12 protein-coding genes, 2 pseudogenes and 1 other annotated feature are annotated in these 12,698 nt (G+C 39.4%); of the genes and pseudogenes, 6 read left to right on the top strand and 8 right to left on the bottom strand.

All coding sequences use genetic code 11. The annotated features are described in order from the left end of the window. Window positions 1-3: 3 nt before the first annotated feature. Together ACQKKK_RS09275 and ACQKKK_RS09280 are read left to right on the top strand one after the other, a co-directional pair. Complete coding sequence (locus ACQKKK_RS09275) at window positions 4-1,185, top strand: NAD(P)/FAD-dependent oxidoreductase (protein ID WP_427615753.1); 1,182 nt, start codon at window positions 4-6, stop codon at window positions 1,183-1,185. Between the two features lie 319 nt (window positions 1,186-1,504). Beyond that, window positions 1,505-1,681: a hypothetical protein gene (locus tag ACQKKK_RS09280; RefSeq protein ID WP_427615755.1), complete on the top strand. Its 177-nt coding sequence runs from the start codon at window positions 1,505-1,507 to the stop codon at window positions 1,679-1,681. Between the two features lie 150 nt (window positions 1,682-1,831). Here ACQKKK_RS09280 and ACQKKK_RS09285 read toward each other — a convergent pair whose 3' ends face one another. Continuing rightward, window positions 1,832-2,323 carry a hypothetical protein gene (locus ACQKKK_RS09285; RefSeq protein WP_427615756.1) on the bottom strand — a complete coding sequence of 164 codons (492 nt, stop codon included), beginning with the start codon at window positions 2,321-2,323 and terminating at the stop codon, window positions 1,832-1,834. 291 nt (window positions 2,324-2,614) lie between these two features. Here ACQKKK_RS09285 and ACQKKK_RS09290 point away from each other — a divergent pair. Further along, window positions 2,615-3,694, top strand: a pseudogene (locus ACQKKK_RS09290) (CotH kinase family protein); the annotation flags it as partial. Window positions 3,695-3,757: 63 nt separating this feature from the next. Next, a complete protein-coding gene (locus ACQKKK_RS09295) occupies window positions 3,758-4,135 on the top strand; it encodes an SET domain-containing protein (RefSeq protein WP_427615849.1) in 378 nt (125 codons plus the stop codon). 337 nt (window positions 4,136-4,472) lie between these two features. On the opposite strand, the gene argS is transcribed toward ACQKKK_RS09295, so the two are convergent. From argS to ACQKKK_RS09310, 3 genes are all read right to left on the bottom strand, one after another. Beyond that, window positions 4,473-6,152 (bottom strand): arginine--tRNA ligase, encoded by a 1,680-nt coding sequence (argS, locus tag ACQKKK_RS09300; RefSeq protein ID WP_427615757.1) that lies wholly within the window; start codon window positions 6,150-6,152, stop codon window positions 4,473-4,475. Window positions 6,153-6,187: 35 nt separating this feature from the next. Further along, window positions 6,188-6,406, bottom strand: a binding site (T-box leader). A gap of 67 nt (window positions 6,407-6,473) precedes the next feature. After that, complete coding sequence (locus tag ACQKKK_RS09305; protein ID WP_427615759.1) at window positions 6,474-7,019, bottom strand: response regulator; 546 nt, start codon at window positions 7,017-7,019, stop codon at window positions 6,474-6,476. Between the two features lie 91 nt (window positions 7,020-7,110). Further along, window positions 7,111-8,142, bottom strand: a complete 1,032-nt coding sequence (locus ACQKKK_RS09310; RefSeq protein ID WP_427615761.1) for a fatty acid desaturase — start codon at window positions 8,140-8,142, stop codon at window positions 7,111-7,113. Window positions 8,143-8,413: 271 nt separating this feature from the next. On the opposite strand from ACQKKK_RS09310, the gene ACQKKK_RS09315 reads away from it, so the two are divergent. Beyond that, the gene (locus tag ACQKKK_RS09315; RefSeq protein ID WP_427615763.1) at window positions 8,414-8,707 is read left to right on the top strand and encodes a hypothetical protein; all 294 of its coding nucleotides are present in this window, start codon (window positions 8,414-8,416) and stop codon (window positions 8,705-8,707) included. 159 nt (window positions 8,708-8,866) lie between these two features. Here ACQKKK_RS09315 and ACQKKK_RS09320 read toward each other — a convergent pair. After that, a pseudogene (locus ACQKKK_RS09320) lies at window positions 8,867-9,059 on the bottom strand (DinB family protein); the annotation flags it as partial. 323 nt (window positions 9,060-9,382) lie between these two features. Between ACQKKK_RS09320 and ACQKKK_RS09325 the strand changes: the two are divergent. Beyond that, on the top strand, window positions 9,383-10,792 hold the full coding sequence (locus ACQKKK_RS09325) for a LysM peptidoglycan-binding domain-containing protein (protein WP_427615764.1): 1,410 nt from the start codon (window positions 9,383-9,385) through the stop codon (window positions 10,790-10,792). Between the two features lie 31 nt (window positions 10,793-10,823). Here ACQKKK_RS09325 and ACQKKK_RS09330 read toward each other — a convergent pair whose 3' ends face one another. The 3 genes from ACQKKK_RS09330 to ACQKKK_RS09340 form a co-directional block, all read right to left on the bottom strand. Then, a complete protein-coding gene (locus ACQKKK_RS09330) occupies window positions 10,824-11,720 on the bottom strand; it encodes a DMT family transporter (RefSeq protein ID WP_427615765.1) in 897 nt (298 codons plus the stop codon). Window positions 11,721-11,872: 152 nt separating this feature from the next. Next, window positions 11,873-12,076 carry a zinc ribbon domain-containing protein gene (locus ACQKKK_RS09335; RefSeq protein WP_061464941.1) on the bottom strand — a complete coding sequence of 68 codons (204 nt, stop codon included), beginning with the start codon at window positions 12,074-12,076 and terminating at the stop codon, window positions 11,873-11,875. A 50-nt stretch (window positions 12,077-12,126) separates the two neighbouring features. Beyond that, window positions 12,127-12,525 carry a DUF2500 domain-containing protein gene (locus ACQKKK_RS09340; RefSeq protein WP_427615767.1) on the bottom strand — a complete coding sequence of 133 codons (399 nt, stop codon included), beginning with the start codon at window positions 12,523-12,525 and terminating at the stop codon, window positions 12,127-12,129. Between the last annotated feature and the right edge of the window lie 173 nt (window positions 12,526-12,698).

Consider the following 12,698-nt stretch of genomic DNA (forward strand, 5'->3'; position numbering starts at 1 on the left):
ACTATGTCAAAACAAATCGTCATCTTAGGTGCAGGTTACGCAGGATTACTATCTGCCTTATCCGTACGTGAATATTACAGTAAAGATGAAGTGCAGGTTACAGTGGTGAACCAATTTCCAACGCACCAAATCATCACCGAATTGCACCGCCTTGCAGGCGGATCTATTTCTGAACAAGCCGTTTCGATTCCTTTGGAAAAACTTTTTAAAGGAAAAGATATCGACCTTACCATTTCAAAAGTGGAGTCTTTCTCAGTCGATAAAAAAGAAGTGAAACTTGCCAATGGTTCCACTTTATCTTATGATGCCCTAGTTGTTGCTTTGGGAAGCCAAACAGGATTCTTCGGCATTCCGGGACTTGAGGAAAACAGCATGGTCTTGAAATCCGTTAATGATGCAAACAAAATTTACAAACATATCGAAGATCGCATCCGTGAATATGCACAAACGAATAACGAAGCGGACGCTACAATCGTAATCGGCGGCGGCGGATTGACTGGTGTCGAGTTAATCGGTGAAATCGTGGATCATTTCCCTAAAATCGCCAAAAAATTCGGAGTGGACTTCAAGGACTTGAAAATCAAGCTTGTGGAAGCTGGTCCAAAAATCCTTCCAGTCCTGCCTGATCACTTAATTGAACGTGCCATGTCCAGCTTGGAAGCACGCGGCGTTGAATTCTTGACAGGTCTGCCTGTAACGGGTGTTAAAGGAAATCAAATCGAATTGAAAGATGGACAAACGATCGAAGCCAATACGCTTGTTTGGACAGGCGGAGTCGCAGCACTTCCTATCGTAGGCGAATCAGGCCTTGAAGTGGATCGCGGCAAAGCAACCGTTAATGAGTATTTGCAATCCAAATCCCATAATGACGTATTCGTTGTCGGAGACAGTGCCGTTGCTTTCCCTCCAGAAGGCGGCCGTCCATACGCTCCTACTGCACAAAATGCTTGGCAAATGGGTGAGCTTGTTGGCTACAACCTATATGCAGCCTTTGAAGGCAAGAAACTAGAAGAATTTTCACCTATCAACTCAGGTACACTTGCGAGCCTTGGCCGTAAGGATGCAGTGGCAACCGTTGGGGCCAATAACACTTCCCTTAAAGGTCTGCCGGCTACATTGATGAAAGAAGCAAGTAATGTTCGCTATCTATCACACATCAAAGCCCTATTCAGCCTGGCTTATTAATTTATTATAGCCGTGACGTGACATCTAGTTCATTTACATGTCCGCGGTACATGCCCTTTCTTCCCGATCATCGGGATTAAAGGGCATTTTTTTCATAAATTTATTAAAATGCCTGATCATGATGCAATGATTGACGAAAGATGTTAGCAATGGACAGTACTCCATTTTGTTGCTTTTCCATTCTATAAATCTTCTAGGATTAGGCAACTCTCCTAAATCCTCTCCGTTAATTTTTATTAGCCCGTTTGTCGTTAACTAACGCTCAAGTTTGTACCATTGCGCATATCATAAAATTAACCTTATTAAAGGAGGGGTCTGTATGCCGAAAGGGAAAAAAGGAAAAGCAGCTTCATCTGGCAGTTCATCTACCGGTAGCACTTCTACTGGCAGCAAGTCCACTGGCAGTAAATCCACTGGCAGTAAGTCCACTGGCAGTAAGTCCACTGGCAGTAAATCCACTGGACAAAAATCTACTGGTAACACAACTACTGATTGACGAAAGATGTTAACAATGGACATACTCCATTTTGTTGCTTATCCATTCTATAAATCTTCTAGGATTAGGCAACTCTCCTAAATCCTCTCCGTTAATTTTTATTAGCCCGTTTGTCGTTAACTTACGCTCAAGTATGTACCATTGCGCATATCATAAAATTAACCTTATTAAAGGAGGGGTCTGTATGCCGAAAGGGAAAAAAGGAAAAGCAGCTTCATCTAGCAGTTCATCTACCGGTAGCACTTCTACTGGCAGCAAGTCTACTGGCAGCACATCTACCGGTAGTACTTCTACTGGCAGCAAGTCTACTGGCAGCACATCTACCGGTAGCACTTCTACCGGTAGTTCTACTGGTAGCACATCTACCGGTAGCACTTCTACCGGTAGCACATCTACTGGTAGCACATCTACTGGCAGCACATCTACTGGCAGCACATCTACTGGCAGCACATCTACTGGCAGCACATCTACTGGCAGCACATCTACTGGCAGCATAACTACTGGCTGCACAACTACTGATATCTCAACTACTGATATCTCAACTACTGGCACAACTACTGGTATCACAATTATTGGAATCACAGCTACTGGCGACACAACTACTGGCTGCACATCTACTGGCAGCACAACTACTGGCGACACAACTACAACAACTTCAACTTCAAGTTCAACTTCAAGTTCAAGTTCAAGCTCAAGCTCAAGTTCAAGCTCAAGTTCAAGCTCAACTTCAAGTTCAAGTTCAAGTTCAAGCTCATGCTCAAGCTCGTCCACTGGACGTAGCAAAAAAAGAAGAAGAAGATAGATAGTTAAATGTAAAATGCTTCAGCTTGATTAATCCCTGATTGATCAAGTGGAAGTATTTTATGATATTACGGCTTCATTAAGGTCAAGACTGTCCATAAAACATCTTTTACAAGAAAGGAAGGTGAGTGTATGTCTTATCATATTCCATCTTATTTCTTAATGATAGAAGAAGAAGATCTAGAAGATTTACGTGCGGACATATGGAGCGATGACCCCATTCCCGCCTATTTGAAAGTAGAAAACGACATTTATGATATCGATATTGCCTATCGGGGCTCTTATACCCGCAAATTCCGAAAAAGATCCTATTGGATTGATTTCATCGAGCCAGATCGATTCTTTGACGCCCACAAAATCCATCTCAATGCCGAATACAGAGATCCTTCCCTCATTCGCAATAAACTCTCACTCGATTTCTTTCAAGACCTTGGTGTCCTATCCCCTCAAAGCCAACACATCAACCTAATCCGAAATGACACGTTTAAAGGTGTGTATTTACAATTGGATTCCGTCGATGAGTTTTTTTTAGAAAAAAGAGGACTTCCTGCCGGTCCGATTTATTATGCTGTCAACAATAATGCCAACTTTTCATTGGAAAGGGATGGGAAAGCGAAAGATTCCCTTACGTCAGGCTATAAACAAGCGTTTGGCAAACCCGCAGATGATGAATATCTAATCGAATTCATCAAAGAAATCAACACCACCCCACTTGCAAAGTTTCCTGAAGTAGTCTCGCAGCATCTTGATATCCATAAATACTTACGCTGGCTGGTTGGAGTCATTTGCACCATGAATAACGACGGTTTCACTCATAACTATGCACTATATCGCAATAATAAAACGAAGTTATTTGAAATCATTCCTTGGGATTACGATGCCACTTGGGGACGCAAGGTCAGTGGCGGGATCATGGAGCACACATATGTCCCTATCGGAGGGAAAAAGACAAACCACCTTATCCATCTGCTCTTGCAGGTTCCAGAATACCGTAAGTTCTACAAAGACCTCTTGGTTGAAACATTGGAAACCACATTTACTGTGAAGCATATGGAAAATAAAGTATTACAACTGCACCAGGGCATACGCCCCCACATCCTTCTTGATCCATATAAAAAGAATAAGATTGATCTATTCGACAATGAACCTGAATTCATCTTCGAATTCATTCGCAAACGCAGTGATTACTTAAATAATCACCTTGGTGACCTAGATGAAAAAAATGCGACAACACAACTGAAAGCCAAACAGGACCAAAAAAAAGGCGTTGCTGCCGTGTCACCAATCTGCATTAAAAATACGGGAAAGTATGGCAGGGGAGTATATGCTACAAGGGATATTAAAAAAGGTGAACTCATTGAGGTATCACCTGTCATCATTTCACCCAAACATGAATGGAAATATCTAAAGAAAACCGCACTCTTTCATCACTGTTTCTATTGGGGAGATGACGATGAAACTGTCACTGCCTTAGGAAATGGATCACTATTCAATCATTCATACACTCCAAATGCGACATTCGATAATAATTTAGAAGATTTAACGATAGACTTTTATGCACATAAAGATATAAAGGCTGGCGAGGAAATCACGATCAATTACAATGGTGAACCTGATGATAAATCCCCGTTATGGTTCGATGTCATCGAGTAGGCTTTTTCGCTTCCATTTCATTTTGAAAGAATCCATTTTGAAGGAAAATTGATCAAAATGGATTCTTTTTTTTATGGCTCTTTTCGTAAAGATTGTTGTTTTTAAAACGAAACTATTTAAGGTTGATTGGAGCGGAAGTGCGAGACTCCTGCGGGAGCAGCGGGACAGGTGAGACCCCACAGGCGTTTACGCCGAGGAGGCTCACCGCCCGCCCCGCGGAAAGCGAGCATCTGGAGGGGAAATCAACCACACCGCACTACTTGGTAAATAGCAACAAAGTATGCGAAAACAGCCTTTTTTATTCAGTTTTCTTCGCAAATGCAAAGACGCTTTACCTTTACATTTTAGTCGGCGCTGAAATTCCCAATAAACTTAGCGCATCCTTTAATACAATGGCTACGGAAAAAGAGAATGAGAGCTTCATTTGTTTCCATTCATCTTCAACTAAAATTTTTGAATGTGCATAATACTTATTGAATGCGCGTGATAACTGCAAGCTGAATTTCGCGACTTGTGATGGGTCTGCTTGTTCAAATGATTTTTGGACAATGACCGGGTACTGCTCAAGCAGTTGGATGACTGACCAAGCATATTCTCCTAAAGCGTCAAAATGGATAACCTGCTCTTTAAATTCACCTTTTTCCAACAATGATGAAATACGCGCAAATGTGTACTGTACATATGGACCCGTTTCTCCCTCAAAATTCATCATTTGCTCTAATGAAAAGTAAATATCATTCATGCGATTATTTTTTAAATCATTAAAGATTACCGCTCCGACACCGACCTGTCTTGCAACCAGTTCTTTCTGTTCAAGCGCTTGATTTTTTTCTTCAATATTGCGCTTCGCAGTTTCGATTGCCTCTGCCAAAACATCCGCAAGCAGCACGACTTTCCCTTTACGTGTCGACATTTTCTTACCGTCTTTTAACATCATGCCAAATGCTACGTGCTGTAAATCATTTGACCAATCGTACCCCATTTTTCCAATGACGTTAAAGAGTTGTTTAAAGTGCAGGGATTGTTCATTTCCTACAACATAAAATGTTTTCTTCGCCTCATACTTTTCTTTACGATACAATGCTGCGGCTAGATCACGCGTGGCATAAAGTGTCGCACCGTCCGTTTTCGTAATCAAACAAGGCGGCATATCTTCCAATTGCACGACATAGGCACCTTCTGATAGGGTAAGTAAACCTTTTTCATTTAGTTTCTCAACAACAACATCCATTTTGTCATTGTAAAACGCTTCGCCGGAATAGGAATCAAAACGGATGCCTAATAAATCATAAATTGTATCAAATTCTTTTAGAGACGCATCCCTGAACCATTTCCATAGCGCCAGTGCCTCCTCGTCCCCATCTTCAAGCGACTTGAAGCTAGCGCGTGCTTGTTCATTCAACGATTCATCCATTTCAGCTCTTTCATGGAACTTCACATAGATTTTCAATAATTCCTGAATCGGGGAAGCTTCGATTGCCACCTTGTCTCCCCACAGCTTATACGCGACAATCAATTTGCCGAATTGCGTGCCCCAATCCCCTAAATGATTAATACGCACGGCATTGTAGCCATTTTTTTCAGCAATGTTAGCCAGTGCATTTCCTATGACTGTTGAGCGTAAGTGCCCCATGGAAAAAGGCTTGGCAATATTCGGGGATGAATAATCAATCACGACATTTTCCTGTACAGACTGCTTTCCGCCATACTTATCCTTTTCATTTAATATCGTTTGCAACACATTTTCCGTCACCATCTGTTGATTGACGAAGATGTTCAGATAACCACCCACTACGTTCACTTCTTGGATCAACTTACTGTTTAATTGTTCAGCTATTTCAGACGCAATCACTTGAGGTGACTTTTTTAACTTTTTTGCAAGAGTAAAGCATGGAAAGGCGACATCACCTAACTCCATCAATTTAGGCTTTTCCATTAATTTTTCTATTTCACTTGTTGGCATTTCATTGTTCAAAGCAGTTGAAATTAAGGCTGCAATTGGTTTATTCATCGTCATTTTTCCCTCCTAAACAAAAAAGCCCCCGTCTCTAAATAAGAGACGAGAGCATAGTTTCCCGTGGTACCACTCTAGTTGCCACAAATTGTGACCACTTTCAATTGTTAACGAGGTGACTCCCCGATGTTCTCTACTGGACGTTTCAAGAAATTTCTCCAAAGTGCGCTTCATTCATCCGTCCTGCATTAGGCTCACACCATCCCTAACTCGCTTTCCATTTCAAAATGAACTACTCTCTTTATCATAGAATTTTCAATATTATAATTTAATCCATCGTACACAATTAAAAAAAACGTGTCAACAGGATTTAGGAAACAAATCCTAACCAGCCGGTAACTTCATTTTATCCTTGATGGTCGAAAAATATTTCCTTACGGTCCCTATTGTGTCGCTTTGCTTATTAGACGCTTCCATTTTTGATTGACCATCGGCTAACAGGCCTAACACACCCATTTCCCGGGCATTATTGTTGGAAGACTCATCCATAAGTTCAGGGGAGTATATTCGCTTGCCATCCATTATGCTGCGAATCGAGCAGGCTAACTCTTCACTCGGGCTATCCTTCAATAAATAACCATCTACATTAGCTTTTAAAGCAAGTTGAAAATAACCGGTCCTTCGAAATGTCGTTAAAATAATCACTTTACATTCAAATGACTTTAAAGCTTCAGCTGCCTCAAGCCCGCTCTTTACAGGCATCTCCATATCCATGATACAAACATCCGGCTTTAATTGGTGCACAAGAGTAATCGCTTCTTCTCCGTTACTGGCTTGCCCGGCAATTTCTATATCTTCTTCAAGATTGAGTAGAGAACTAATTGCCTCTAACAGCATTTGCTGATTCTCTGCAATGACAATTCGGATCATTTAAGTTCTCTCCTTTATTGAGTCGTTATATGAACCAAAGACTCCCCCAAATCCAAGGATTATTAAGGGAGTCTGGAATGATTCATGAACGTTACAATTCAGATTTCACTTGAACGGAAACACTTTTTTTCGTTAAATATTTTATGTCCTTAAAGCCAACAAAACTCTTGTTTTTCTCATCCCATAAACGGAAACGGAGTGAGCGCAAGCTTGTCGCAAGAGTGATCGTTGGAACGTTCTCTAAAGGCTGCGTATTATTGTGCGCCATTTCCAATCTATAGTTAGGTACCCTTGGACTTAAATGGTGAACATGATGGTAACCGATATTACCAGTAAGGAACTGCATCAGTTTTGGAAGCTTATAAAAAGAACTTCCTTCCACTGCTGCCAATACATATTCCCACTCCTCATTTTCTTCAAAATAAGAGTCCTCAAATGTATGCTGGACGTAAAACAGCCAAATGCCCACTGAACCAGAAATCATGAAGATGGAACCTTGTACCAGAAGGAACGACTGCCAGCCTACTGCCAAGCAAAGCAATGCCACTAAAGCGACGATTATTACATTCGTCAAATACGTATTCATTTTTTCCTTCTTTCTAGCACCTTTACGGTTAAATCTGTTTTTAAGAAGGAAAACATAAATTGGTCCCAAACCAAACATAACCAATGGATTGCGATAAAAACGATAGGCAAAACGAAGTTTAAGCGGTGCAGCCAAATACTCATCCACCGTAAGGGTCCAAATATCCCCAGTACCCCGCTTATCTAAATTACCGCTTGTTGCATGATGAACAGAATGCTCATGTCCCCATTGATCAAACGGGAATAAAGTCAAAACACCCATGATCGTACCGACTATTCTATTCGCACGGCGGCTTTTGAAAAATGAATGATGCGTACAATCATGAAAAATTATGAATATTCTTGTCAAAAAGCCAGCAGCCAACACAGCTGGAATTAAAGTTAACCAATAAGAAACGGAAAGACTTATATATGCTAGGTACCATAAAATGATGAACGGCCCTAACGTATTGATGATCTGCCATATACTTTCCTTTGTCGTTGATTTTTCAAAAGGAGCAATTTGTTTTCTCAAGTTTTTAGTATTTTGTATGGTCATTAATCAATTGCACTTCCCTTTATTTGTCGTTATTTCTTATTATAAAGAAATCAACCTGATTTTATTAGTACCAGGTGTCATGACTAGAAGATGACAAATGTCATGTACAAGATATTTTCGACGGAAAACAAAAAAAACTGTCAAAAACCCCTTATTTGACAATACAACAGTAAAATGATTTTAGGGAGATGTTAATTCTCGACTAATGCTACTTATGATAGGCCTAGACTATAAGGATTTACCAATTGAAAAACTGTAAAGGGGGATTAGATTGGATAAGGAAATGGAGAGAATAATTGTAAAATCATTTTTCACCAAAAGGCTCCAAGATAGAGTTCTGTTCGAATTGTCTTCAGCCAAGAAGCGCAAAGATGCCTTAAGTCGTCTTTGTCATACTTACAGAACAACTCTTCGTGAAGAGTATATCATTGATATTCCAAAACCGAATTCAGATCCAGTAGATATAGCTAAGTTACTGAAACAGAATGGTGCTGAGCACTCTTGTTATATAATATCCTGGGATGAAGATATTGATGGTAAGGAGCTACCCTTATTATCCGCCTAGAAAAAGCTGTTGGGATGGGAATGCCTTCAATCATATCCTGTATACCAAATAAACTCGCTTATTTTGAAGCTGAACAAGAAGTCCTTCCATCTCCAAGATTTTTACTTAAAAGAAACCATATATAATTGCATACACAAATAGATAAACATTAATCTTTAGTTACTCTCCTTTTAAAAATAAATAAAGACCATAATCCGTCGAAATGGAAGCATAACCCATTTTACGTAACATGGCTGTGATATTGCCACGGTAATATGTTCCATGATTCACGACATGTGGCACCAGATTAAGCTACACTTGTTTTCATCAGGCCGCCAGATGGATGGGACGTGTCCATGTTTTCTTTTTGTCGGAATAATTCGTCCTACATGCAAATAATTCGTCCTACATCGAAATAATTCGACCTGCCAAAGTGTGGGGCTACAACAGCAGAATCGTAATCCTATTTAGATGATTCCCTATTTTCTTCTATTATAATAGGGCCTTTCCACAATGTACCTCTATTTTATAGCTATTCCCCATAGTAAACTAGTGAAGTTAAATTTTACAAAGGGGAATAAAATAATCGTGAAAAAATTCTTTGGATGTTTTATTATGTTAAGTCTTCTTTGTATGTGTCTCTTTCCAACCAGTGGTAATTCGTCAAGTAAAACCCAATACATAGGTTCTGTTAAAGTGGACAATACAAAAGTTTTTAGTTCTCCTAAATTAGGTTCTACTCTATTAAAGACCTTAAAGAAGGGCGAGGAGTTTCCCATCATTTCCTCTGCCGTTGGGGATTCCGCGGGCCCTATTATTCATAAAGTAAAGACTGGAAACACATTATGGAAAGTGGCCAATCAATATGGAGTTTCAGTAAGTGAGCTGCAAAAAGAAAACAAATTAACTTCTTCCGAAATTACTGTTGGCCAAAACCTGAAGATTCCCCAGAAATATAAGATCCATAAGGTTGTATCAGGAGATACTTTGTGGAAGATTTCTTCAAAATATAAGGTAACCACCAGTGATTTGACGAAATTAAATAACTTACATGCGGTTACCATTGAAGTTGGCCAAAAATTGAAGATTCCGGATTATTACTACCAGGTTCAATTGCTTGATGGTAAAAAGGGATGGATAAAGAAATCCCAGCTTCAAAAAAAGGCGCAAAAACCTATCGTCATGGGCTGGACGCATAATGTATCGAAAGAAAACTACACCCAACAAATTAAACAACCCAATTTACATGTAGTTTCTCCTCGTTCCTATACGCTGACGAATTCCGGTAATTTCGTTTCCGTTTCTGTGGATGCAAAATTCGTCCAAAACGCTCATAAACAAGGAAAACAAGTTTGGCAACTTATCGGTAATCAATTTGACCCTGTTTTAACTGATTCCATACTGGGCAATACAAAAAAACGCCAGAAATTAGTTTTAGCTTTACGGGATTCACTTGTTGAAACTAAAAGCGATGGAATAAATGTAGACTTTGAAAACATCGACCCAAAAAACAAGAAGGACTTTGTACTTTTCATAGGCGAACTAAAAAAGGCACTAAAACCACATGGAATTAAAGTATCTGTGGATGTCACCCGAGAAAACGATGACCCTTTTTGGTCAAAAAGTCTGGATAGGAAAGCACTTGGCAAAGTAGCAGACTATATAATCATAATGGGTTATGACGAGCATTGGGGAGGAAGCCCAGTAGCCGGGTCCGTATCCTCGTTACCTTGGATTAAAGAAGGAACTAAGCTTTTAATGAAAGAAGTACCTGCCCAGAAGATCATATTGGCCGTACCATTTTATACGAGAGAATGGGTAACCGATTTATCGACCAAAAAGGTGAAAAGTCATGACCGTACCATGGCTGAAGTCAACAAAATCATTTCAACTCATAAACTTAAAAAGGTATGGGATAAAACGACTCAACAAAATTACGTGGAATATACTTCCGAAGGGAAAAAGCATCAAATTTGGATAGAGGATAAAAAATCGATGAAGCTCCGTATTGACCTGGTAAAACAAAATCATCTAGGCGGTGTATCTGCTTGGTACATTGGATCAGAAACCCCTGACATTTGGGATGTCTATCATTTTAATCAATAGTTTAAAAGAAAAACCCTAAAGGAAAAAGGCCTCACATTGTGTGTGGCCTTTTCAGCTTGACATCATTTTTAGGGGATTTAGAAGCCTTAAGTGAATAGATCACCCCAATAAATATTAATGATATACCTAAGATTTGGAACCCGTCCGGTTGAAACCCTGAAATCAGGATATCTAGAAGGATGGCCACTGCCGGATCTACAAAAATCATAAAAGATACTACATTTGTAGGCAAATGACGAATACTATTAAAAAATAAAAGATACACAACGCCTGTATGGATGATGCCAGTAAGTATCGTATAAAGCCATTCGGAAGAATGTAGTGTTGTGTAAACTGAAAAATCAACAAAAGGAATCAGTAATATAAATCCAATGAACATTTGCAGAAAAGTGGTCGCATATACACTGGTCTTTGTAATGCTCTTTCCTAAAAGCATGGTAGCCGCATAGAAAAATGCAGCAATAATCCCATAAATGATGCCTTCCCAATCAGGAGATGATGATCGAAATCCATCTGTTCCCATAATAAATAATGTGCCAATGAAACATAGTGAAATTGCCAGGATAGAGAATATGGTCATTTTCTCCCTAAAGATGAAGCTCCCAATAATAAGTACAATGATTGGGGCTAAATGATAGAGCGAAATGGCAATTGTCACGGAAATCTGTTCAAATGATTTAAAGAGGAATATCCAGTTTAATAAGTTTGCCACTGCGCAGAAGATGATTAGCATCACTTCTCTAAAATTCCATACTTCGTTCTTGAAATGCCCTGTAATTATCCAGGCTGTACATAAGAATATGGCAGCACAAATGCAGCGAACAAATACCAATTCCAATGCTGGGAGTCCTGATAGTTCCGAAAAGAAACCGACAGAACCAAAGATTGTCATCGCTAGTGAAAGTTGAAGAAGTGCAATTTTATTCATTTCATTTCTCCTTATGAAATCACACATTATTTTATATTCATATAGCTAATACTGAAAAGTAATCCATCCGGGAATGGGCAGTAAGACCTTCATGCATATGAAGAAAAATCAAGAATCCCCTTTGAAAAAGGAGATTCTTTTTGTGCAGCTTACTAGCCCAAGAATAGATCCAGCAGATTACTGCCTGCAGATGATTGCTTATTATAAAACTCAGAATAACCGCAATTCTTGCAATACACAACCGTAAATTGATTATTCTGGACATCGAACATTTTTGACAATCCTGTTCCAGTCATTGCTACGTCCTTCTTGGCAGCATCATTGCTTCCGCATTTCATACATCCCTTTTCATTCATGATTCTTCATCTCCTAATTTATCCTAAATTCATTTTAAGTAACTATTTTATTAACAATTCTTCCTAGTAAAATCAATATATCTTGTTCCTTGAAAGGTTAAAGTGCCGACATCCCCTTCTGCAAGAGTACCAAACTCCTTTCCTGAAATATGGAATTCTGATCGGTCGCCACTATCAAATTCAAATGTAATATAATATGTCGTAGAGGAGCCTTGAGAGTGGACATTGTGATTGTGATCGTATGAATGACCATTCCTTATGATATTTGTTCGTTTGACTTTCACCATTGCAGGAACAGATAAACGAGGAGATTCCTCGTTCTTCTTCCATTGACTAAGACCCGAGGATATATTAACCATGATCATTATAATAATAATAACAAAAATAATTCCGATAAATACCGGAGCACCTGTGAAAATCCAATCCCCGCTTCCACCAACATCGTACATTTGATATTCCTCCTACCATGATGACATAATTTACGAATAAAATGGAAATAAGTTTCAGTTCGCGTTCAAAAAAATGGTAAATTAACGCAGATCAATCTATCACCATCTAAGAAATTGGAAGTACAGTTCAATAGAATGGGACCTTTTTATAACTCTCGCTTTCGGATTGGCTC

It is taken from the genome of Peribacillus sp. NPDC006672, assembly GCF_050274955.1.
GTDB lineage: Bacteria > Bacillota > Bacilli > Bacillales > DSM-1321 > Peribacillus.

Excerpts from the sequence above, each read along its gene's own strand:
- ACQKKK_RS09280 (WP_427615755.1), top strand. The coding sequence starts at position 1,505 with ATGCCGAAAGGGAAAAAAGGAAAAGCAGCTTCATCTGGCAGTTCATCT.
- ACQKKK_RS09275 (WP_427615753.1), top strand. The coding sequence starts at position 4 with ATGTCAAAACAAATCGTCATCTTAGGTGCAGGTTACGCAGGATTACTA.
- ACQKKK_RS09335 (WP_061464941.1), bottom strand. The coding sequence starts at position 12,076 with ATGAATGAAAAGGGATGTATGAAATGCGGAAGCAATGATGCTGCCAAG.
- ACQKKK_RS09340 (WP_427615767.1), bottom strand. The coding sequence starts at position 12,525 with ATGTACGATGTTGGTGGAAGCGGGGATTGGATTTTCACAGGTGCTCCG.
- ACQKKK_RS09330 (WP_427615765.1), bottom strand. The coding sequence starts at position 11,720 with ATGAATAAAATTGCACTTCTTCAACTTTCACTAGCGATGACAATCTTT.
- ACQKKK_RS09305 (WP_427615759.1), bottom strand. The coding sequence starts at position 7,019 with ATGATCCGAATTGTCATTGCAGAGAATCAGCAAATGCTGTTAGAGGCA.
- argS (WP_427615757.1), bottom strand. The coding sequence starts at position 6,152 with ATGACGATGAATAAACCAATTGCAGCCTTAATTTCAACTGCTTTGAAC.
- ACQKKK_RS09310 (WP_427615761.1), bottom strand. The coding sequence starts at position 8,142 with ATGACCATACAAAATACTAAAAACTTGAGAAAACAAATTGCTCCTTTT.